The organism is Pseudomonas sp. Marseille-QA0892, from assembly GCF_054950135.1.
This window is the reverse complement of sequence record NZ_CM143104.1, coordinates 3,280,729-3,303,436: the sequence shown is the minus strand read 5'-3', so window position 1 is coordinate 3,303,436 and position 22,708 is coordinate 3,280,729. Positions and strand designations below refer to the sequence as shown.

Annotated in this window: 17 protein-coding genes and 1 pseudogene; 10 read left to right on the top strand and 8 right to left on the bottom strand. The window is 61.6% G+C overall.

Annotated features, from left to right (window positions below; all coding sequences use genetic code 11):
- Positions 1–13 precede the first annotated feature (13 nt).
- Positions 14–1,579 carry a histidine kinase gene (locus tag ACY8D3_RS15345; protein WP_462379659.1) on the bottom strand — a complete coding sequence of 522 codons (1,566 nt, stop codon included), beginning with the start codon at positions 1,577–1,579 and terminating at the stop codon, positions 14–16.
- Between the two features lie 532 nt (positions 1,580–2,111).
- Between ACY8D3_RS15345 and serB the strand changes: the two are divergent.
- A pseudogene (gene serB / locus ACY8D3_RS15340) lies at positions 2,112–3,014 on the top strand (phosphoserine phosphatase SerB); the annotation flags it as partial.
- A 28-nt stretch (positions 3,015–3,042) separates the two neighbouring features.
- On the opposite strand, the gene ACY8D3_RS15335 reads toward serB, so the two are convergent.
- The 5 genes from ACY8D3_RS15335 to ACY8D3_RS15315 form a co-directional block, all read right to left on the bottom strand.
- Positions 3,043–5,097, bottom strand: coding sequence for a GGDEF/EAL domain-containing response regulator (locus ACY8D3_RS15335; protein ID WP_462379658.1), 2,055 nt, complete (start codon positions 5,095–5,097; stop codon positions 3,043–3,045).
- A 153-nt stretch (positions 5,098–5,250) separates the two neighbouring features.
- The gene (locus tag ACY8D3_RS15330) at positions 5,251–6,978 is read right to left on the bottom strand and encodes a molecular chaperone (RefSeq protein ID WP_462379657.1); all 1,728 of its coding nucleotides are present in this window, start codon (positions 6,976–6,978) and stop codon (positions 5,251–5,253) included.
- Between the two features lie 123 nt (positions 6,979–7,101).
- A complete protein-coding gene (gene asd / locus ACY8D3_RS15325; protein WP_462379656.1) occupies positions 7,102–7,977 on the bottom strand; it encodes an archaetidylserine decarboxylase in 876 nt (291 codons plus the stop codon).
- Between the two features lie 30 nt (positions 7,978–8,007).
- Entirely contained in the window at positions 8,008–8,823 is an 816-nt protein-coding gene (locus tag ACY8D3_RS15320; protein WP_462379655.1) for a rhodanese-like domain-containing protein, read from the bottom strand.
- Positions 8,824–8,907: 84 nt separating this feature from the next.
- Positions 8,908–10,473, bottom strand: a complete 1,566-nt coding sequence (locus tag ACY8D3_RS15315; protein WP_462379654.1) for an HDOD domain-containing protein — start codon at positions 10,471–10,473, stop codon at positions 8,908–8,910.
- Between the two features lie 217 nt (positions 10,474–10,690).
- On the opposite strand from ACY8D3_RS15315, the gene motA reads away from it, so the two are divergent.
- The gene (motA, locus tag ACY8D3_RS15310) at positions 10,691–11,542 is read left to right on the top strand and encodes a flagellar motor stator protein MotA (RefSeq protein ID WP_462379653.1); all 852 of its coding nucleotides are present in this window, start codon (positions 10,691–10,693) and stop codon (positions 11,540–11,542) included.
- A 9-nt stretch (positions 11,543–11,551) separates the two neighbouring features.
- Complete coding sequence (gene motB / locus ACY8D3_RS15305) at positions 11,552–12,580, top strand: flagellar motor protein MotB (RefSeq protein WP_462379652.1); 1,029 nt, start codon at positions 11,552–11,554, stop codon at positions 12,578–12,580.
- 57 nt (positions 12,581–12,637) lie between these two features.
- Here the strand turns inward: motB and rsgA are convergent, their stop codons facing one another.
- Positions 12,638–13,657, bottom strand: coding sequence for a small ribosomal subunit biogenesis GTPase RsgA (gene rsgA, locus ACY8D3_RS15300; protein WP_462379651.1), 1,020 nt, complete (start codon positions 13,655–13,657; stop codon positions 12,638–12,640).
- A 123-nt stretch (positions 13,658–13,780) separates the two neighbouring features.
- Here rsgA and ACY8D3_RS15295 point away from each other — a divergent pair, with 123 nt between their 5' ends.
- On the top strand, positions 13,781–14,593 hold the full coding sequence (locus ACY8D3_RS15295; protein ID WP_462379650.1) for a class I SAM-dependent methyltransferase: 813 nt from the start codon (positions 13,781–13,783) through the stop codon (positions 14,591–14,593).
- Positions 14,594–14,622: 29 nt separating this feature from the next.
- Positions 14,623–15,165: an oligoribonuclease gene (gene orn, locus ACY8D3_RS15290; RefSeq protein WP_462379649.1), complete on the top strand. Its 543-nt coding sequence runs from the start codon at positions 14,623–14,625 to the stop codon at positions 15,163–15,165.
- Here the strand turns inward: orn and queG are convergent, their stop codons facing one another.
- Complete coding sequence (queG, locus tag ACY8D3_RS15285) at positions 15,166–16,260, bottom strand: tRNA epoxyqueuosine(34) reductase QueG (RefSeq protein WP_462379648.1); 1,095 nt, start codon at positions 16,258–16,260, stop codon at positions 15,166–15,168.
- A gap of 61 nt (positions 16,261–16,321) precedes the next feature.
- Here queG and ACY8D3_RS15280 point away from each other — a divergent pair, with 61 nt between their 5' ends.
- From ACY8D3_RS15280 to miaA, 5 genes are all read left to right on the top strand, one after another.
- Positions 16,322–17,827: an NAD(P)H-hydrate dehydratase gene (locus ACY8D3_RS15280; RefSeq protein ID WP_462379647.1), complete on the top strand. Its 1,506-nt coding sequence runs from the start codon at positions 16,322–16,324 to the stop codon at positions 17,825–17,827.
- A 26-nt stretch (positions 17,828–17,853) separates the two neighbouring features.
- Positions 17,854–18,282: a tRNA (adenosine(37)-N6)-threonylcarbamoyltransferase complex ATPase subunit type 1 TsaE gene (gene tsaE / locus ACY8D3_RS15275; protein ID WP_462384402.1), complete on the top strand. Its 429-nt coding sequence runs from the start codon at positions 17,854–17,856 to the stop codon at positions 18,280–18,282.
- A gap of 7 nt (positions 18,283–18,289) precedes the next feature.
- A complete protein-coding gene (locus ACY8D3_RS15270; protein ID WP_462379646.1) occupies positions 18,290–19,720 on the top strand; it encodes an N-acetylmuramoyl-L-alanine amidase in 1,431 nt (476 codons plus the stop codon).
- Complete coding sequence (gene mutL, locus ACY8D3_RS15265; protein ID WP_462379644.1) at positions 19,713–21,629, top strand: DNA mismatch repair endonuclease MutL; 1,917 nt, start codon at positions 19,713–19,715, stop codon at positions 21,627–21,629. Before ACY8D3_RS15270 ends, mutL begins: the two co-directional genes overlap by 8 nt.
- An 85-nt stretch (positions 21,630–21,714) precedes the next feature.
- Entirely contained in the window at positions 21,715–22,686 is a 972-nt protein-coding gene (gene miaA / locus ACY8D3_RS15260) for a tRNA (adenosine(37)-N6)-dimethylallyltransferase MiaA (protein ID WP_462379643.1), read from the top strand.
- Positions 22,687–22,708 lie beyond the last annotated feature (22 nt).

Here is a 22,708-nt window from a genome sequence, read left to right as displayed (position 1 = left end):
GGTGGCAGCGCGCTTAGTGCCCGTTGCCGTCCTGCATGCGTACCAGCTGACGCTCCAGCAGCGAAGGGTAGGGTTCGAGCAGGCGCTCGACACAACTGGCTCCTTCGGGACTGGCAATTGGGCGAATGCGCGCACGCTGGCGTACCAGAGGGTCATCGGCCACGGCGCGCTCCAGCAGGAGCAGGTTCCGGCTGTGTTGGCTTAGCGCGAGCGCATTCTGAGCGGTATCGTCCAGTAGCAATTCGGCCTGGCCCAGGCCGCGCATGTCATCGCCAACCGTAAGGCCCAGCTGTAGCTGAAGCGTGATACCGCTGTCGGCCACCTCCACTTGCAGTGCGTGCCCCAGGGCACGCAGCAACTCACCGCAGCAGATCGCATGCGTGAGGTAGTCGTCGCTGTCGTGGCGATGGAAGAGCATCAAGGTACTGCCGTCGCCCAAGGTATGGACTTCGCCCTGGTACAGACTTGCCGCCCGTTCCAGGCAACCCCGGTAGCGCTCAAGCAAATCTACCAGACGTGCTTTCGGCAATCGGCGAAGCTGATCCTGTGCGCCCAACTGAATGGCCAGCGCGGCGGTTTGGCCGGTGGCCTCATCGTCATCGAACCCACTGCTCAGCGGTGCGTCTTCGTCGTCCATCGAGAAGTCGAAATCGTCGCCATCCGACAGGGTTCGCGTCGGTGTAGGCATCGGTGCAGCCGGACGCAATGGCGGGTTGGGCGGTGCGACGCGAGCGGCAGGTTTCACCGCCGGTGTCTGCAAGTCGTTGTCGTTCTCGCGGTCGTGGCGGGTATCCAGATTGAACGCCGGGCGAGGTGTCGATGCCGCACGCGGTACCGGCGCTTCTTCGAATGCGTGGTCGTCGTCCTCTTCGTCGGCTTCGGGCTTCGGCGGTACCAGGCGGTGCTGAAGCTGGCGTGCCAGATCACCGATTTCATCCATGCGACCGGCTCCGGGCGCCGGGTCATCCGGGTCACGAAGCCAGAGTCGCATTTGCAGTAGAGGAGTGGAGATATGGCGGCCCAGGCGCAAACTCAATGTGAGTGCTAGGGCGAGCAGGATCAGACTAAGGATGCCCATGCTCTGGAGGCTGATCGTCATCGGCTGCTGGAACTGTTTCATGTCCAGCGACACGCGCAAGTGCCCGGCGATGACCTCCTGAAAGGTGATGTCAGTGCTATAGACGCCGTCCTTGTCCTGCAGGAGGCTTCGCTGTGGCCGCTCACCAGCCTCCGCCAGGATCCGGTTGTCGACGCTATAGATTGCCGCGTTGGCCACGAGCGGGTTGCGCACCAGGTTGTTCAGAAGAACGTTGAGGCTGATGACGTCGTTGGCAACGAGCAGATCCGTCGCGGACTGCGCGGTTTGCGCGGTAAGGCTCTGGCCAAGGGCGTCGGCCTGCTGCTCCATGGCGTGCTTGAACTGCATGCCCATGACCCAGGCGTAGATCGCCAGTGCCAGTGTCACGAGGACCACACTATGGAATGCAATCCGCAGTGCCAACGGTACGCGACGTTGCCGCAAAGCGTTGAAGAGGAGGACGAAGAAATTGTCGGACTTGACGGGCGCAGGCCGGTTCACAGAGCGCGGCTCTTCTCTCGGGATGGAATGCCGCGCAGTATAGCGACAGGCCTTGGGGTGGCAAAGGTGCGGCGGTAGGCATTTCGCACGTGCAAGGCCCGCATTGATGCGGGACCGCCCGTCATCCCTGTCATGCACCGCCGGTCGATTCGAAACGGCACTCGCCTGCCTGTCGGCGCCGAATCAGGCTGGTAGACTGGCAGCCTTTTTCATTGGGTACAGGACTGTACACGTGATTGTCCGGATTCAAATCAGCTGCCCGAGCCAATCAGGTTCATTCGCCGACCTTCTTTCCGCTGCCTCCGTGGCTGTTTCGAGGCTTCTCGACTTCGATCAAAGCCAGCTGCACGGTATGGAGCACATCAGTATCGTTGCCGAGATGCCAGGCCCCGATGCGGCGCAGGCCGTCATGGACGCCGTTCGCACGGCGCGGCCCGATGCACAGGTCAATGTATCGGTGCTGGACGGTGAGAGCGGTTTAGACTTGCTGGCTGGAAAGCAGCAGTCCCGTCAGGTACTGACAGTGGCGGGGCGAGCGATGCCAATGGATGCGTTACCGCATATCGCTACCCTGGCCGAGCGTGCGGGGCTGAATATCGAGCGAACCGAGCGGCTGTCGCTCCCGTTCTCCCTCGATGCGCCGCGGACTTGCCTGCAGCTTACGCTGGCGGGCGAGGTTGACGACCCGAAGGCATTTCGCGAAGCCCTGCTTGGAGCCGGTACCGCGTTCGAGCTGGACGTGGCACTACAGCAGGATGATCTCTACCGCCAGCACCGTCGCCTGGCGGTGTTCGATATGGATTCCACGCTTATCCAGGCTGAAGTGATCGACGAACTCGCCAAGGCGGCAGGGGTGGGTGAACAGGTTTCCGAGATTACCGAGCGCGCCATGCGTGGGGAACTGGATTTTCGTGCCAGCTTCAAGGCGCGTATGGCCCTGCTGAAGGGGCTGCCGGAGACGGTACTGGAGGGAATCGCCGAGCAGATCCAGCTTACGGAGGGTGCAGAGGCGCTCTTCACTGAACTCAAGCGGCTTGGTTACACCACGGCCATTCTGTCCGGCGGATTTACCTACTTCGCCAAGCGAATCCAGGCGCGCCTGGGTATCGATCATGTATTTGCCAACGAGCTCCAGATCGTCGATGGCAAGCTGACCGGTGAAGCGGTGGAGCCTATCGTCGATGCCCAGCGCAAGGCGGATCTGCTACGGCAGTTGGCAAAAGATGCCGGGCTGGATCTGGAGCAAACGATCGCTGTGGGCGACGGCGCCAACGATTTGCCGATGCTTGCGCTGGCCGGGTTGGGTGTTGCGTTTCGAGCCAAGCCGCTGGTCCGCCAGTCGGCCCGGCAGGCCATCACCGTGCTTGGGCTCGACGGTGTGCTTTACCTGCTCGGCGTGCACGACCGGTACCGCAAGCAGAACGACATTGTCTGACGTACACGGGGCTGGGCTGCCAGCCCCGCTAGCCCTCGTCTGCCGAGAAGTCGTAGCTCATCGAGTGGGACGGCTCCTGTAGATAGAAACCCTGAATGTAGTTGACGCCGGCTTGCCACAGAGTAGCCAACATGCTGGCGCTTTCTACCTTTGGAACGATGCTGAGCTTGGCGCGTGAATGAATGTTGACGAGCATCTCGTTCAACGCATCGCGACGATGTGCTTCTGTCAGCCCCTGGACGTGACTATCGTCGATTTTGACGAATTTCACATCCAGATGCTTCAGCGTGTTGAACGGATTCATGGTCTCCCCGAAGTGGCTCAGGGCGAGGTGGCAATTCAGTGCCGTCAGGCCAACGCTCAGGTCGCGGGCCTGTTTGAGATAGGTGATCGCATCTGCTTCGTGCAGTTGGAAGATCAAGGTGTCCGGCCCGAGCTGGAACCGGGCGATGGTCTGCGTAAGCCAAGGCAGGAACGACGCATCCTGGAGGCTGGCAGCCGAGAGGTGGAGAAAGAGGCGCGTATTGTTGCCTCGGCTGCGATGCTCCGACAGCAATTGGGCCGCGTTGTGGATCACCCAGCGGTCAATATCAGTCGTCAGGCCAGCCTGCCGCGCGGCATCCAGGAATACGTCCGGGGTGATTTCTTCGCCTTTCTGACTTAGCAGGCGCAGCAGGACCTCGTAGTGCTCGGCGCTGTCGCCTCGCAAACTGATGACAGGTTGAAACAGCAACCGGAACTGATCGTTTGTAAGCGCATGCTGGATCATGGCGACCAGATCACCGCGCCCGGCTGCTGCAGCCAATGCTTCACTCGGATCATACGCTTGGAGGCGGTTGCCGCCGCTGGCTTCGTCAGCGCAGCGCAGCGCGCGGTCGATCAGGTCCTGGGCACGTCGTACCTTGTCATCGATACCCGACAGGCCAATGGTCAGGGTAACTTGAACGGTGCGGCCCTGTATTTCGAAAAGTTGCCCCTCGACCTGGGTCAGCAGGCCCTCGAGCTTGGCCTTGTGGACGGTGCCGTCCCCTGGAAGAACCGCGGCGAAGGCATCGTCGCCAAAGCGACCTATCTGACTGCCCTCCGGCAACGCGCGTTCAATGAACCCGGCGAGCTCCACCAGCAGGGCATCGGTGCCAGCGATACCGATATCGGCCAGCAGCGTTGAATACTGGTCCACACGAAGGTACGCGGTGCTGAAGGCATGCCCTTCGGTGACGGCGCCGTCGAGCAGCTCCATGAACCGGTTTCGGTTGAACAGGCCGGTGACCGGATCGAGACTGCTGATTTCACGCAGCTTCTCCTCCAATTCGGCGGTTTCGCTTTCGGCACGTATGACGATCTGAATGCAGGGCTCACCGTCATAAGTAGCCGGCGACAGGCCTATACGGGCTGGGAAGGAGTCGCCGGTCGCGCTCAGGCCACGGCACGTCAGTTCAGGCTTTGAGTCGCAAGCCTGCGGGTTCTTCAGGTAATCCTTGAAGTCTGCCTGGTCGTCACAAGCGACCAGATCCATCATCGGGACGCCTTCCAGGTCCTCTGCGTCTTCATACCCAAACAGGGCGAGGTAAGCCCGATTTGCGTAGATGTGCATGCCGTCATGGACATAGGAGATCGCATCGACCGAGCTGTCCAGGAGCAGCTCGCAGCGCTTTTCCGCTTCACGCAGGGCGCCTTCGGCGGCACGCCTGCCGCGGCGATCTTCCAGCGCTGTGAGCTCGCGCATAGCGATGAGCAGGAGGCGTTCGTCCTCGAATTGCGGAACGGCGTTCTGGGCGCCCAGCATCAGCGCCTCAGTGATGCTGTCGGAGTCGTTGTCGGCGACCAGCTGAATGAGCGGGATGTCCTTGCCCAAACGGCGTATATGCGCGAGAACTTCCGACGTCGGCAGATGCTCGCTTTCCGGCGCTGCGATCAACAGATCCCAGTCCTGCCTCAGTGCATCGTTCAGGGTTTCAGAGGTGTACACACGGTGGAGGCGCGTGGCGCGTCCATTGTTGCGAAAGAGGCTTGCGAGCCTCTCGGCTTCGTTCTGCGAATCCTCGAGGATAAGCAGCCGAACGGTGTTTTTTTCGATTGCCATGGCTTTTGTGAAACGGCCTCCCGGGACAGCGGACCGCCTAGCGGGTCGGCAGTGCTTGGTCCGAATCTACAGAGAGTTGACCTGCCCGTCAAAGTACCTGACACACGCTTCGCCGGTGATGTGATGCGTATTGCACACCACAGGACCACCACATCAGAAGCGCAACGACGCGGGAGGCTGAATGGGGCGCCCGGGGTCGTAGTCGAGGTCCGTCTTCACCTGGGCCGCGCTTTCGGGTAGTGATTGCAGCCATTCGAACGTGAATTGACCGAAGCTCGCAGTGACCCCTTGCTGCTCACGAAGCAACGCCCGACGCTCTTCACCCTGGAGATTGACCGTTGCCTTGCAGCCTTCGTGGAAAGGCAGGCGTGGCGTGATGAGCATGGCCGGCCGGGCGAGCGCCTTTATCTCGGGAAGAAGCAAGCCGCGCACGTAGTCGACGTCCTGGCGGACCTTGTAGATCATTCGCAAGCCGCAGGGGCGGGCCTGCGGTGCGATCATTTCCACACCGATACGCGTGTCAGCGGTGCGCCGGTTGAGCCAGCGTACGACCGCAATTCCCCATCCCTGGCGGCGGTCGTCGATAGCCAATAGTTCACCCACCTGAAGATTTGGAGGCGCATCTCCGGGCCAGCGCAGGCAATAGCCACCTGGGCTGTGATTGACGATATGCGGCTCATGGAGGATGACGTCATCATCAAGCGTTGCGTCAGATGCATCGTCGCGTGGGTATTGAACCTCTTGCGACGGCAGGCCAAGCCAGTCAGTCGGGCTTTCGGTATTGAGCACGCTGGCCCAGACGTCCGGCTCTTCATTGTCGAGGCGGTAGCGCGCAGTGCGCGAGGTAGACGATTTCCGCAACTGGCTCGCAAAATCCTCCCCATCCGCCAGCAACGTGTGAATGGCCGTCATGCCAATGCAGCACCTCAGGCTGCCCTGAGCCGGTGTTCGGTTGAACGTACGGACGGGGTTGTCACCCCATGTGCGTTGCAGATGGCCTACTACATCAGGCGTTAGCCCTGTCGGCCCCGAGCGAACCTGTGCGTGGCCGAGTGCGGTGAGAAGCCGGTGCGGATCAAGTGCAAGGTCGGTTGGGCAATAGCTTGCATGAAGGGACGGCTCGCGTGGCGGAGCGTCCTGTTCGAGGCTCACGACCAGCCGAGCTCCGGAAGGCTTCAAGGGGTTTAGCCCTGCGAGGTGAGCATGTTCTTCCAGCCAGGCGGCCAGAGCAATGATCGCGCCCGGACGAAGCTGGTTCGTCCGGGCGCAGCCCAGCAAAAGCAATGTCAGATAGGCCTGTTCTATGGTCTGAGCGCTGCCGCCATGTTGTGCATCGGTGATTGTCGTCTGATGCAAACCCTGCTGATGCGCCCATTGATACAGGCTGTGCGCTTCCACCCAAAGCCCAGACGGAGCTTGGGTATAAAGCCCGGCCGTTCGCAGCAATGGCCCCAGTAGAACGCGAAGCGTGCGTTGACATGCCGTCGCCTCGAGGTCCGAGGGTCGTTCGGGAGCACGGGGTTGCGTAGCAATTCGCTTGTAACCGCTGGCGAGGTGCGTTTGTAGGCCCTGGGCCAGCGTCATTGCCTTTCGCGCGCGCTCATCGAGCACGCCGCCGCGGGCAATCCACTGATCGAGCTGGCGGCAGGCAAGCTGTACCTCGGGGCGCAGGCGTTCGAGCAGGTAGAAGCGAACCGAGGCAGGCGCCTGTAGTCGATTCAACTCAATGAGCGATTGGTAGAGCTTTTGGGCGAAAGGACCAATCTGTTGGCGCGGCAGCGAGCCCAGCCAGTCACCCAAAGCCTCTGGCGTGGCGTTGCTAAAGCTGAGCGCAGTGAGATCTGGCGCTGCGTTACGCAGGTAAGGCGTAGGCTCGTCCATGGCGCTGAAGACGGGTCGCTTGCTGAGGATGAAGGCACTCTACCATCATGTGAGCAAGTTCGCATTTCCGGGCGATGGACGATCTAGCGGGAAGCAGGGTGCCTGGCGCACCCTGCGCAGCGATCAAAGCGTACCGGTACGCTTGTGAGCGATTGTCTGACCCATGACGACCTTGTCCAGCGGGCCGAGGTTTTCAGCCCAGGCGACCTGCTCAGGGCCAAACAGCATGACGACAGTGGAGCCGAGCTTGAATCGGCCCATCTCTTCGCCTTTTTCGATATGGATCGGGGCGCGTGCCGCTTCGTCGTAGCGGGTGCTTTTCAGCGTGCGTTTCGGCGGTGTCACCAGGCCTGCCCAGACCGTCTCGACGCTTGCGACGATCATCGCTCCTACCAGTACCATGGCCATCGGGCCTCGCTCGGTATCGAAGATACACACGACGCGTTCATTGCGCGCGAACAACTCCGGTACGTTCTCCGCGGTGACCTGGTTCACGGAGAAGATACGGCCCGGGACATATACCATTTCGCGAAGCGTGCCACTGATGGGCATATGGACCCGGTGGTAGTCCTTGGGCGACAGGTAAAGCGTTGCGAACGAGCCGCCCATGAATGGCGCGGCGCGGCCGGCGTCTCCGCCCAGCAGTTCCAGTGCACTGAAGCTATGTCCCTTGGCCTGGAAAATCCGGCCGTTCTCGATGGTGCCTAGCTGGCTTACTGCGCCATCGACAGGACAGGCGATCGCTTCCGGTGCCGGGTCCAGGGGGCGAGCGCCATCCTTCAGCGCCCGGGTGAAGAAGGCGTTGAAGTGTTCGTAGGCGGTTGGATCTTCCACGCGCGCTTCGCGCATGTCGACCTGGAAATGGTTGATGAAGCCCTTGATGAAGGCGTTCTTGAACCAGCGAACACGGCACTCGGCGACGCAACCGGCCGCGCGCGAGAGGAGATGGTGCGGCGTGATGTACTGGCTGAAGATGAACAGGCGATCTTTGAAGGTCATGATGGTCCTTGTCTGTGTCGACGTGAACGCTCAGCGTTCGACGGGCGTGGCCGGATGGTTGCCCCATTCCGACCAGGAGCCGGCATAGGCTTTGACGCGGGGGTACCCCAGCGCGCGCGCTACGAGGTAGGTGAACCCGGAACGATGGTGCGTTTGGCAGTGCGTCACGACTTCCTTGTCCGGGGTGATGCCCAATGACACCAGATGCTCGGCCATGTCTTCGCGGATGCGCAGGCCGCGCGTGCGGTCCATTCCGGCGGTCCATTCGAAGTTGATTGCACCTGGAATATGCCCGCCCTTCGCTGCCAGTATCTTTTTTCCGCTGTACTCGAGCGGTCCGCGTGCATCCCAGATGACACGGTCGTCTTTGCCGAGATGGTCGAGAATGTCATCGAGCGTCGCGGTCGGCGCATCGCTCAGTGTCAGGCTGACAGGGCTCGAGGCTGCGGTCGGCACGTCCTGAGTGAGGGGGCGCGCCTCGCCGCTCCAAGCATGCAGGCCGCCATTTAGGTAGTGATAACGGCTGTGGCCAATGACATCGAGCAGCCAGATGAACCGGCCTGCCCAGCCGCCACCTTCGTCGTCGTAGACGACATAGACCGCGTCGGGACGATGACCGAGTTCGCGGAACACAGCTTCGATTGCATCCTTGGACGGCAAAAGCCCGGGCGCTGGAGGCTGGCCCTGCTGGGTGCGCCGATAATCGACCCAGTGGGCGCCTGGCAAGTGCCCTGCGGTGTAATGGTCGGCACTGCTCAGGTCGACGAGAATCAGGTCGGGCTCCGATAGCAGAGGAGCGAGATCGGCGGGCTCGATGACCATGGGTAAATCGGAAAACGCAGACATGCATGGGCCTCCGAAGCATAAAGGCCCGATTGTAGCGGATCGCCGCCTGTCTGACAGGGCGCAGGTGTGTGGTGCTGTTGAGCGCTAGCCGGGACGACCGCGCGATGCGAATTGCGCCAGGGCACGTTCGATGCACTGGGTCGTCTTGCCCAGGATCTGGACGCTGTTATCGCTGAGGGGAGCACCGGCCTGATCGGCCACAATCATCAACGCGACACGACCATTGACCCCAATCGAACGCAGCACGAGGTGCTCGCCTTCGAACAGTGCCTTGAGGCCTCCCGGCAGCAGCGGCGAGAACTGAGGATAATTGGCGGGTGACAGGCGTAGCAGGCCCGGTTGGTTGATAAGCCTGCGGATGACCTGGCTTTGGCTGGCTTCGAGCTTCAGCCCGGCTGTCCGTGTCATGAAGCCCGCGCTCTGCTGCGCGGTGACGGCGCTTCCGGTTCGATCAGCCAGTAATACCAGCACGCGCTGCATCCCACCGGCCTGAACGGCTTCGCACGCCGTCGCGCCGAGTTGAAGCACGTTGACGAAGGGCGAAGGGCTTTGCAGCAGGTCGCGGCATAGCGACCGCCAGCGATCGCCATTGGCTGGATCCATCGGCGCAGTAGCAGGTGCAGCGGCGGGGCGAGGTTTGGGTGCGGCCATGGGCGCCTTTGGCGTCAAACGACGCGCATGCCACGGCCAGATGAGGGCTTCGGCTGGATGCCAGAGGTCCTTCTCTTTCTGCTGGCGAGCACTAACGACTGCCAACTGATGCAGCTGCTGTTGCAGTTCGTCAAGGTTCACTTGTAGGTAGAGCGCGGTGAGGCGCTGCCAGCGTAGGCTGTGGGGGGTATCCCACGCATGGTGTGCTGTCAGCGCAAGTCCATTGGCCAGGACTACGGTGTTGCCCGGTTGCGTGAGCCAGCGCCGCAGAGGCTCGTCCTCGTCCAGCCGGCGCTGCTGGTCGAGGGGGTGGGCTTCGTCCCGAGCAATGTGTTGCGCCTTGACCAGCATTCGCCGGTCTTCCACCAGAAGCCGATACCCTTCGATGATCCAATCAGGCAGTTGCCAACGTTCCGCCAGTGCCAGACAGAGCGGCATCAAGGGCGTCCCAAGCAGTTCGGCTTCCACCCGTTGGGGGGCCTCGTCATCGGCCAGCACGCGCTGTTCCCATTGTCCGAACAGGTCGGGATGAGCGGCGGCCAGCGTCCACATAGGCGAGAGGAAAAGCAGGCTGCCCCAGTGGATATCCTGCCATAGCCGTGCGAGACGTGAAGCGAAGAGGCCATTGGCTTGTTGGCAGGCATGCTGGCTTATCGAAAGCAATTGCCGTAGCGCTGGGGGAATGTCGGCTTCGGGTACAGCAGGAAGCCGGTCCATCAAGGCCTCGGCGTTCTTCAGGCCCAGGCGTGTCAATGCAATTTCAAGGCTTTCTGCCGGCTCGGCAAGGCTGCTGCGATGCCGATTTACCTCGCGCAGGACTGCCAGCGCCAATGCCGGGCTGCCCTGCATCATGTCAGCGATCTCCCGGATCGAGCGACGGTTATCGCCAAGCGCCCGGCGCACCTTCAAATGCTGCTCGGCCGGAATAGGCAGACGGACGGCGTCCAATTGCTTGAGCCACTCGCTGGGGCTGTCGGGTACCGCGTATTTGTCTGGCATGAGTCGACGACCAATCCGGAAGGTGCTGCGGGTGTCCCGCACATACAGTGTATCGGCCGGGCACCAATTAAATTCAATGCGCGCCGATGGCTTTTTCCGGCAAGCGGCCTATAGTCTCGCCCGCTTTGTCCGATAACCCCTTCGAAGCGTGTGGTTCGGCCTGTCTTGGCGCGCCCCCCACGTCCTGTTTTCCGATTGGCTTCGCAAGATTCCCTCAATGGCAAAAATCATCGGCATCATCGTCGTCTTCGCTAGCGTACTCGGCGGCTTCATACTTTCCGGCGGCAAAGTCATGGCGCTCGTGCATCCTTTCGAAGTCATGATCATCGGCGGTGCGGCCCTGGGTGCGTTCCTGCAGGCGAACCCTGGTAGCGCATTCATGAGCGTGTTCAAGAAATCCTTGAGCATGTTCAGCAGCCGCTTCACGCATTCGTTCTATCTTGATGTGCTGAAGCTTCTCTACGAGATCCTCAACAAGAGCCGTCGCGAAGGCATGATGGCCATCGAAGCGGATATCGAAGACCCTGCTGCGAGCCCGATCTTCAGCAAATACCCGACCGTCATCAAGGACGCCCGCATGATGGCGTTCGTGTGTGACTACTTGCGAATCATGTCCAGCGGCAACATGGCGCCGCACGAGCTCGAAAACCTCTTCGACATGGAGATATCCAGCCTTAAAGAAGAGCTGGAGCATCCTGCCCATGCCGTTGCAAAGGTGGCTGATGGTATGCCGGCGATGGGTATCGTGGCCGCGGTACTCGGTATCGTGATTACGATGTCGATTCTTGCTGAGGCAACCAACGCCGAGATCGGTGAAAAGGTTGCGACTGCTCTGGTGGGCACATTCCTCGGCATTCTGGCGTCCTACGGCTTCTTCGCTCCGCTGGCAGGCGCACTTGAACACGACGCCAAGGAAGAAGTGAACCTGTACGAAGCGATCAAGGCCACCTTGGTGGCGTCCGCCTCCGGCATGCCGCCTTCGTTGGCGGTGGAGTTCGGCCGTAAGGTCATCTATCCCGCGCACCGGCCCAGCTTCAGCGAGCTTGAGCAAGCGGTCCGCGGTAGCTGAGGCTGAGTCATGGAAAATAACCAGCCAATCATCGTCAAGCGGGTAAAGAAGACCGCCGGCGGCCACCACGGTGGGGCATGGAAGATCGCGTTCGCAGACTTTGCGACGGCCATGATGGCGTTCTTTCTCGTGATGTGGCTTATGTCTTCCGCTTCGCCGGAGCAGAAGAAGATGATTTCCGGCTATTTCCAGGATCCGATCGGCTTCAGTGAAAGCGCGAGCCCCTATGTCATCGATTTGGGAGGGACACCTACGCCTTCTCCCGACAGGACGCTGAACCCACAGGTGGAGGAACAGCCGCAGAATGAGGTCCTGCCGGACAAGGGCACCAATGCGCTGCAGGCATCGCAATTGGCGGAGCAGTTGGCGGAGCAGGTCGACAAGGAGCGCCTGGAGCTGCTGCTGAAAGAGCTTCAGGTCAAGGTCGATGAAAACCCGGAACTCAAGGATTTCCGCGACCAGATCAACTTCGAAATCACGCAGGACGGGTTGCGGATTCAGATCACCGATGCGGCCAACCGGCCGATGTTCGATCTGGGCAGTGCGAGGCTCCAGCCGTACTTCGAAGACATCCTGCTGATCATGGCCGACACCATTCGCGCTGTGTCGAACAAGATCAGCATCAGTGGCCATACCGATGCGAAGCCGTTCGCCGGTAACAACGGTTTTGGCAACTGGGAGCTGTCCGCGAATCGCGCGAATGCAGCGCGTCGGGCGCTAGAGGCGGGCGGTTATCCCTCGGATCAAGTGGCGCGTGTGGTCGGCTATGCTTCTTCGAGCCTGTTCGACAGGCAAGACCCGATGAATCCAGTCAACCGCCGCATCGATATCGTCGTGCTGACACGCAAGGCGCAGGGCGAAATCGAAGGCACGCAGGGTGCCGAGGGCGCGTCAGGCGACAAGGCAGAGGCCGCGCCAAGCGCGGTGCCGGGTGCAAGTGCCGCGCCATCAGGCGCGCCGGCACCGGCTGCTCAGGTACAGCAGAAGGTCAATGTCTTCGAGGCGGGTGTGCTCAAGTTCGATCAGGCCAAACAGTAAATCGGCACCTGGGGGCCGAAGCGCCGCACGGTTAGAACCCGGCGGCGCTTTTTCGTATCAGTAGTCGTCCTTTGGCAGGGTCGCGAGGATGTGGCGGTAGCTGTCCATCCGTTGCGGCCGGATGCGCCCATCCTCAAGTGCCTTGAGCAGTGCGCAGCCAGGCTCACGATCATGCCGGCAATCCCTGAAACGGCAAGTGCCGAACAGTGCGCGCATTTCGATAAAGCCATCTTCCACATCTTCACGCGTGACGTGGACCAGACCAAATTCTCGGATCCCTGGTGAGTCGATGAGGTCGCCACCGGATGGGAAGTGGAACAGTCGAGCGGTAGTCGTGGTGTGTGTGCCCTTGCCTGTGGCCTCCGACAGCGCGCCGACGCGAGTGTCGGCGTCTGGCAGCAAACCGTTCACGAGTGAAGACTTGCCGACCCCGGACTGACCCACGAACACGCTAACGCGACCATCGAGATGGCCACGCAGCTCATCGAGGCCAAGCCCTTTGAACGCGGAAACCTCGAGTAGCGAATAGCCCAGTTCGCGATAGGTTTCGAGCAACGGATCAAGCGCCCCGGCGTTCTGCTCGTCAACCAGGTCGGCTTTGTTCAACAGGAGCAGCGGTTCGATGCCGGCATGTTCGGCTGCGATCAGGTAACGATCGATCAGATTGCCGTGCGGCTCGGGAAGCGGGGCAAATACGATGACCAGCTGATCGACGTTGGCGGCGACGGGCTTGAGCAGGCCACGCATATCGGGCCGGCACAGCTCCGAGCGCCGCGGCAGTACCGCGACGATCACGCCCTGATCGTCAGCGCCTGAGCGCCAGACAACCTGATCCCCGGTTACCAACGCCGGCAGGTTTGCCCGCCGATAACACCGGAAGGTGCGGCCTTCGGTATCCTCGACCTCCACGGTCACGCCAAAGTGCGCAATGACTTGCCCAGGCTGCTCGGGCCCCAGGTCACCGCCCTGCAGTTCCTCGACCGCGCGCGATTCACGCTTGGCGGACCGTGCAGCACGTTCTTCCTGGATCTTTTCGATGCGCCATTGCTGGCGGCGTGTGAGTTGCCGTTTGGCCATTCGTCTGTCTGATGAAAGAAGGTGCCGCGAGTCTAGCACGCCGTCCGTTTCGGCTCGGGCTAAACTGCCCGGTGGAGCGTGCCTTGCCGCTGACGCCCGCCTGTACTCGAACAAGAGGCCCCCATGGCTGCCGGTGTTACCCGAACTCCCGCACTACGTGCACTACTGGCACAGGTACTGTCTGCCGTATGTATCTGGCTGGTCCTGCTGGCGCTGTTTCAGTTAGCGAACATCCGTGTTCCGCTTTGGGGCGTTGTCACCCTTCAGGCGGTGGGCGCGGCCGCGATAGGCGTGCGGCTTGGGCTTTCACGCTGGTGGGTGCCGATCAATCTCGGTTTCGTGCCAGCGCTCGCGCTGATGTACATGCTGTCGCTGCCGGCCTGGGCTTATGCGGTGCTCTTCGTACTGCTACTGCTCTTTAATTGGAACAGCTTCAGCGAACGCGTCCCGCTCTATCTGAGTGGGGAGCCGGCAGAGCAGGCGCTCGCGACGATGATCGAGGAGCAGGGCGGCAACGTTTCCTTCATTGACCTGGGGTGTGGGTTGGGCGGCACACTCAGTCGGCTCGCACGTCGTTTCCCGCAGGCTCGCTTCGAGGGTGTGGAGACGGCACCGTTGAGTTTTGCCTGGGCATGGCTGCGTACGCTCGGCCTGCGTAATTGCCGAATTCGTTACCGCAATCTTTGGAAGCAGGATCTGGCCGCGTTCGATCTGGTGTACTGCTTTCTTTCGCCGGCACCCATGGCGGCACTTTGGGTGAAGGCGCTTGCCGAAATGAAGACGAATGCTCGTTTTGTCAGCAACAGCTTCGAAATTCCCGATAGCCCCCCGTCGTCGACGGTGGCGCTCAATGACTGGCGTGACTCGCGCTTGCTGGTCTGGATCATGCCGGGAGCGACTTACGATAGACGGGACGAACCCCTGAGCGCCGGCTAGAATGCGCGCCCCACGATAGGAGTACCCTCATGCCGAACCCGCACAACCTGATCTGGATCGACCTCGAGATGACGGGCCTGGACCCGGAGCGCGACGTGATTATTGAGATTGCGACGATCGTCACCGACAGCGATCTGAACGTGCTCGCGGAGGGTCCTGTCATCGCTGTCCATCACTCGGATGAGGTGCTCGCGGGGATGGACGAGTGGAATACACGTACCCATGGGCAAAGCGGCCTGACCCAGCGCGTTCGCGAGAGCACGGTCGACATGGCTGGCGCGGAAGCGCAGACGCTGGCGTTCCTCGAGCAATGGGTGCCGAAAGGCAAGTCGCCGATCTGCGGCAACAGCATCGGTCAGGACCGCCGCTTCCTCTATCGCTACATGCCCGCGCTAGAGAGCTACTTCCACTACCGCTATCTGGACGTCTCGACCCTGAAGATTCTGGCTGAGCGCTGGGCACCGACGGTCAAGGATGGTTTCCAGAAGAACAATACACACCTGGCACTCGACGACATCCGCGAGTCCATTGCCGAGCTGCGCTACTACCGCCAGCACCTGCTGAAACTGTAGTTATCCTACCGCCGGGTGTGCGGTGATTGGCGCGCCGCGTGCCTTGTGCTGCGCCAGCGCCCACTCGACATGCTCACGCACGAGTTCCGAGGGTTCATTTCGGCGCGACGCCAGGGCTTCGAGGACCGGGACCGTGCTCGGCGCATTGCCGAGGCCAACCGCCAGGTTGCGCAGCCACCGCTCGTATCCCGCGCGTCGGAGGGGTGAGCCCTCGGTTCGTGAAAGGAATTCCTCCTCCGTCCATCGAAACAGGGCTGCCAGCGCCTGGTTGTCGAGGTTGTGCCGAGGCCGGAAGTCACCCTCGGCGGTAGGTCGCGCGAAGCGATTCCAGGGGCAAACGATCTGGCAATCATCGCAGCCGAACACTCGATTGCCGATGAGAGGGCGTAGCTCGGTTGGGATAGCACCCTTCAATTCGATCGTGAGATAGGAAATGCAGCGCCGCGCGTCCAGTTGGTACGGACCCGCGAAGGCCTGGGTAGGGCAGATGTCCAGGCAGGCGTGACAGCGCCCACAATGCTCGCTTGCCTGAGGAGGGTCCACCGGCAGCGGGATATCCACGAACAGCTCACCCAAGAAGAAGTAGCTTCCTGCCTTGCGGTTGAGTACCAGCGTATTCTTGCCGATCCAGCCCAATCCGGCCTGCTCGGCGATGGCTTTCTCGAGGACTGGGGCGCTGTCGACGAAGGCGCGGTAGCCCAGTTCGCCAGTATGCTCGATGATGCGTTCTGCCAGGTGCTGCAGTCGTTTGCGGATCAGCTTGTGGTAATCACGGCCTAGGGCGTAGCGCGAGACGTAGGCGCTTTCCGGATCGGCGAGCTGCTTTGTCATCTGCGTGTCGCCGGGCAGGTAGTCCATGCGCAGCGATATGACGCGTAGCGTGCCGGGGACGAGTTCCTCGGGCCGGGAACGCTTGCGCCCGTGCGCGGCCATATAGTCCATCTCCCCGTGAAAGCCTTGCGCAAGCCAACGGTCCAAGTGTGCCTCGTGCTCGGTCAGGTCGGGTTCTGCAATGCCGACCTGCTGAAAGCCCAGCTCGCGACCCCATTCCTTGATGGCAGTGGCGAGGGCGATGAGGTCGAGCGATTCGGACATGAGAGCGAGGACGCGGCGAAAAGGGCCGACAATTCTGCCAGACATGGAGCGGTACGACGCGATGCAGCAGACACATGACCTATTACCCGACGCGCTGTACACCGCGGAGCAGGTGCGCGGGCAGGATGCACGCCTGATCGAGCAGGGCGTCCCCGGCTTCGAACTCATGCAGAGGGCGGCGGCTGCGTGTTGGCGGGCATTGCGGGGGCGTTGGCCAAATACGCAAACCATTACCGTGCTCGCCGGCAGCGGCAACAACGCAGGGGATGGATACCTGATCGCGGCGTTGGCCCAGCGCGTGGGCTGGGCTGTGAAGGTGTGGGCCGTGGGAGACCCTGCGAAGCTGGGCGCCGACGCGGCGAAGGCGCATGCGCAGTGCGTCGAACTGGGCGTCGACATCCAGCCATGGCGCGATGACGCCCTGCTCGACGGCATCGTCGTTGATGCGCTGCTCGGTATCGGTGCGAAGGGGAGTATCCGTGCGCCTTTCGACAGCGCCATCAATGCGATCAATCAAAGCGGATTGCCCGTTCTCGCTGTCGATGTACCGTCCGGTCTGAATGCTGATACAGGTCATGCCGAGACGCCAACCGTAAACGCGACGGTGACGGTTACCTTTATTGCACTCAAACAGGGACTGTTCACAGGCGAGGCGGGCGCGCATGTCGGTTCGTTGGTCTTCGATCCGCTAGCCGATGGCGATTCGAACAATGCCCCTTCGCAGACGCGACGGCTGACGGCAGCCAACCTGCCCGCCCTTTCCCCGCGCTCGCCAACCGCGCACAAGGGGCATTTTGGGCATGTATTGGTCGTAGGAGGGGATCGTGGCATGGGCGGGGCCGCCTTGCTTATGGCCGAAAGCGCCTTGCGATCAGGCAGTGGACTGGTGTCCGTCGCAACGCGCGGAGAGCATGTCGCTGCAGCGCAGGCACGACGGCCCGAGGTGATGACTCATGGTGTGCGGTCAGCGAATGAACTCAGGGCCATGATTGAAAAGGCCGATCTGGTTGTCGTCGGTCCTGGGCTTGGCCAGGGGCCGTGGGGGCGAAGCCTGTTGAGCGGCGTAGCGCTCGCCGATTTGCCGCAGGTCTGGGATGCCGATGCGCTGAACCTGCTTGCAAGCGGGAACGTGAGGCTGCCAAAGGATGCAGTGATTACGCCGCATCCAGGAGAGGCGGCCAGGCTGTTGAACGCATCTACACGGGACATACAGGCTGACCGCTACGGGGCCGCTAAGGCGCTTGCGGAGCGTTACGATACGTGCGTCGTATTGAAGGGCGCAGGTACCGTCATTGCCGCCCCGGGAGGTGCGGTATCGGTGTGCGATCGCGGCCATCCGGCGATGGCGGGTTCGGGCCTCGGCGATGTGCTGGCCGGATTGATCGGCGCGTTGAGAGCACAGGGCATGAACGCGTACGATGCCGCCTGCCTGGGCGTCTGGTTGCACGCCTGCGCTGGCGAGCGCATTGGCCGGGCGGAAGGCCGAGGTCTGGCTGCCAGTGATCTACCCACCTATATCAGGACCGTTCTCGAGGAGCATTCACCGTGTCGGCCGCTTCAGGATTGACCCTTCATGTAATAGGCGAAGACGCCATGATGGCGCTGGGCGCGCGCCTGGCTCGTATCACGGCAGGTCATGGCGTGATCTTCCTCAACGGTGACCTTGGCGCAGGTAAAACGACACTGTCGAGGGGGCTGATACGAGGCCTTGGGCATGAAGGGCGGGTCAAGAGCCCTACCTTTACCTTGGTCGAGCCGTACCAGGTCGGAGAAGTCCAGGCCTACCATTTTGACCTTTACCGACTAGTGGACCCCGAGGAACTGGAATTTCTGGGCATCCGGGATTATTTTGCCGAAGATGCCCTGTGCCTGATCGAATGGCCCGAGCGGGGCGCCGGCGTTTTGCCAAAGCCGGACATGGCCATTACCATTACGGCGCAAGCTGAAGGGCGTGTGCTCCACTTCGTGCCTCACGGTCAGCGGGGTGAAGCCTGGTGTGCTGCCCTCGCCACAGGAGTATGAAGAAGCAATGGGGATCGTAATGCGGGTGGGTATGTTGCGCGGCATTGTGGGTCTGCTGCTGGCGTTCCTGGCCGTCGAAGTGCTTGCGGCCTCGGATGTGCGGAGCGTCCGCCTCTGGCGTGCGCCGGATAACACGCGTCTGGTGTTCGATCTTTCCGGTCCGGTTCAGCACAGCCTGTTCACGCTGACTGCACCCGATCGAATCGTAGTCGACATCAAGGGTGCGGATCTCAAAACGCGTTTCGATCAGCTTCCGCTCGCAAATACCCCTATCACGAGCATCCGGTCTGCCCAGCGATCGGCAGATGAGCTGCGCGTCGTTATTGACTTGTCGGCCGAGGTCACGGCCAAGAGCTTCGCGCTCGATCCCAACCAGGAATACGGCAACAGGCTCGTCATCGACCTCTTCGACAAGGGCGCCGACCTCTCGCCGAGCTTGCCTGCAACGACTACCGCCAGTGTGCCGGCTACGCCGGTGACACCCGCCAAGCCATCAGCGAAGCTACCGCCTGTGCCGAGCGGCAAGCGTGACATTGTCGTTGCCATCGATGCTGGCCATGGCGGCGAGGATCCCGGTGCGCTTGGCCCCAGAGGGGCCCGTGAGAAGGACGTGACGATCGCGATTGCCAAGGAGCTGCAGCGCCAGCTCAACGCTCAGAAAGGCTATCGCGGCGAACTCACACGCACTGGGGATTACTTCATTCCGTTGCGCAAGCGGACTGAGATCGCGCGCAAGAAGGGCGCTGACCTGTTCATCTCCATCCATGCGGATGCCGCCCCAAGAACGTCGGCATTTGGTGCATCGGTATTTGCGCTGTCGGATCGAGGTGCCACCTCCGAGACAGCGCGGTGGCTGGCCGATAACGAAAACCGCTCGGATCTCATCGGCGGTACGGGCAATGTGAGCCTGGACGACAAGGACCAGATGCTGGCAGGCGTCCTTCTGGACCTGTCGATGACGGCATCGATGGCCTCGAGTCTCAATGTCGGCCAGAAGGTGCTCAACCACATTGGAAAGATGACTCCGTTGCACAAGCGTAAGGTCGAGCAGGCTGGTTTCATGGTGCTCAAGTCGCCGGATATTCCGTCCATCCTTGTTGAGACGGGCTTCATTTCCAACCCGGGCGAGGCTGCCAAGCTGCTGTCCTCCAGCCACCAGCAGGGCATTGCACGATCCATCGCGAGCGGCGTCCGCGACTTCTTCGCGCAGAACCCACCGCCCGGCACCTACATTGCGTGGTTGCGTGATTCCGGCAAGCTGGCGATGGGGCCGCGCGAGCATGTCGTCAGCTCGGGCGAAAGCCTGGCGATGATTGCCCAGCGTTACCAAGTCAGCCTCGCCTCGTTGCGTAGTGCGAACAAGCTGTCCACTGACGTGATCAAGGTTGGTCAGACCCTCGATATTCCGGCGACCACGCTGGCCGCAAGTGATGACTGATACGCGCCGAATCCACCTGCTGAGCCCCCGTCTTGCCAACCAGATCGCTGCAGGTGAGGTCGTTGAGCGGCCCGCCTCCGTTATCAAGGAGCTGCTTGAGAACAGTCTTGACGCGGGCGCGCGTCGTATAGATGTCGAAGTCGAACAGGGCGGTATCAAGCTGCTTCGCGTCCGCGACGATGGTTCGGGGATTCCTTCGGATGACCTGCCGTTGGCGCTGGCGCGCCACGCGACCAGCAAGATTCGGGATCTCGAGGATCTTGAGCGTGTATTGAGTCTGGGCTTTCGGGGCGAGGCGCTGGCCTCGATCAGCTCGGTTGCCCGACTGACGATGACATCGCGTACTGCCGATGCCGATCAGGCCTGGCAGGTCGAGACCGAAGGGCGCGACATGGAAGCGAGGGTCCAGCCAGCGGCCCATCCGGTAGGTACGTCGGTCGAAGTCCGCGATCTTTTCTTCAATACGCCAGCGCGTCGTAAGTTTCTTCGGACCGAAAAGACGGAATTCGATCACCTCCAGGAAGTGATTCGTCGTCTGGCGCTAGCGCGTTTCGATGTGGCGTTTCACCTGCGTCACAACGGCAAGAGCGTATTGGCGTTGCATGAGGCAGGGGATGCTACGGCGCGTGGTCGACGGGTAGGTGCGGTTTGTGGGCCTGCATTTCTCGAGCAGGCGTTGCCAATCGAAGTGGAGCGTAACGGTGTTCGCCTTTGGGGGTGGGTTGGGCTGCCGACCTTCTCCCGTAGCCAGGCCGACCTTCAGTACTTCTATGTGAATGGCCGCATGGTCCGCGACAAGCTGGTCGCGCACGCCGTGCGCCAAGCCTATCGGGACGTGCTGTTCAATGGCCGTCATCCTACCTTCGTGCTTTTTCTCGAGGTCGACCCGGCAGTGGTGGATGTGAATGTACATCCAACCAAGCATGAGGTTCGTTTCCGTGAAAGCCGGATGGTCCACGACTTTCTCTACGGCACGCTGCATCGGGCCCTGGGCGAGGTACGGCCCGAGGATCAGCTGGCAACTGTGTCGCCGGCGGTTGTGCGGCCCACCGGCCCGGCAGCGGGCGAGTTTGGGCCGCAAGGCGAAATGAGCCTGGCTGCCACCGTGCTGGAAATGCCCGTCCAGCCGGCCATGCCGATGGGGGCGTCCATGCCGGATACGGCAGCGCAGGGACAGTCCTACGGCGTGTCGCCCGCATATGGCGGCTACCGCGCTCAGGCTGTGCCGCCTGCGACGGCGGAGATGCAAGGCGCGTACAAGAACTTCTATGCGCCACTCGAAACGGGCGCGCAGCCTGCGCCTTTACCTGAGGCCAACAGCGATGTGCCGCCGCTTGGTTATGCCGTAGCCCAGCTCAAGGGCGTCTACATCCTTGCTGAGAATGCCCAGGGCCTGATTGTCGTGGACATGCATGCGGCTCACGAGCGCATCACCTATGAGCGGCTGAAAGCAGCAATGGCCAGCGAGGGTCTGCGTGGGCAGCCGCTGCTGGTTCCAGAATCCATCGCGCTCAGCCAGCGGGAAGCTGACTGCGCGGAGGAACATGTCGAGTGGTTCGACCGCCTGGGTTTCGAGCTGCAGCGCCTTGGGCCGGAGACACTGGCGATTCGACAGATTCCTGCGCTGCTGAAACAGGCCGATGCTAGCCAGCTCGTACGAGACGTGGTGTCGGACCTGTTGGAATACGGCAGCAGTGATCGCATCCAGGCGCATCTGAACGAGCTTCTCGCGACCATGGCCTGTCACGGCGCCGTGCGTGCCAATCGACGGCTCAGCGTGCCCGAGATGAACGGCCTGCTGCGGGACATGGAGCAGACGGAGCGCAGTGGTCAATGCAACCATGGCCGTCCAACGTGGACGCAGATGAGCATGGACCAGTTGGACAAGCTCTTCCTTCGTGGGCAATGACACGGCTCCAGCCAGTGAGGCAGGTCACGCTTGCATGCAGCGTCACGCATTTGGAAACTAGGCGCCCTTTGCGCCGAGATCGATCATGTCCAGCTTGCCACCCGCGATCTTCCTCATGGGGCCGACAGCCTCCGGGAAAACCGACCTCGCTATCGAGCTGGCCGATCAGCTGCCGTGCGAGTTGGTCAGCGTCGACTCGGCTCTTGTTTATCGCGGCATGGATATCGGAACCGCGAAACCGTCGGCTGAGCTCCTCGCACAGTTTCCCCATCATCTCATCGATATCCGCGATCCGTTGGAAAGCTACTCTGCCGCAGATTTTCGCGCCGATGCGCTCACGCTGATGGCGGATATCACAGCGCGTGGCCGTATCCCGCTGCTGATTGGCGGGACCATGCTGTACTTCAAGGCGTTGATCGAAGGCATGGCCGACATGCCAGGCGCAGACGCAGAGGTGCGTCTGCAGCTAGAGCGAGAGGCTCAGGAGCGCGGGTGGATGGCGATGCATAAGCAACTTGCACGCATCGACCCGGAGTCTGCTTTACGCATCCATCCCAACGATCCGCAGCGCCTGCTGCGGGCGCTGGAGGTTTACCGTTTGAGCGGCGTCACGATGAGCGAATTTCGCCGCCGCCAAAGCGCTCAAAATGGCAGCCCAGCGGCGTGCGAAAACGGCCGTTTGCCGTATACTGTTGCGCAATTCGCAATCGCACCCGCGGAGCGGCGGACGTTACACGAACGAATTGCCCTGCGTTTCGGCCAGATGCTGGAACAGGGGTTCGTGGAGGAGGTCGAAAGCTTGCGGGCGCGAGGAGACTTGCATGAGGGGTTGCCTTCGATTCGAGCTGTTGGCTACAGACAGGTGTGGCAGTACCTGGACGGCAAGATGGGGCGAGGGGAGATGGAAGAGCGCGGTATCATCGCGACGCGGCAGTTGGCCAAACGACAGTTCACCTGGCTCCGAAGTTGGTCCGATCTTGTCTGGTTGGACAGCCTTGCAACGGGTAATCGCTCACTCGTCTTGAAATACCTGAAGACGGCCTCCATATTGAGGTGACCCCTCATTCAGCGCATTCGCC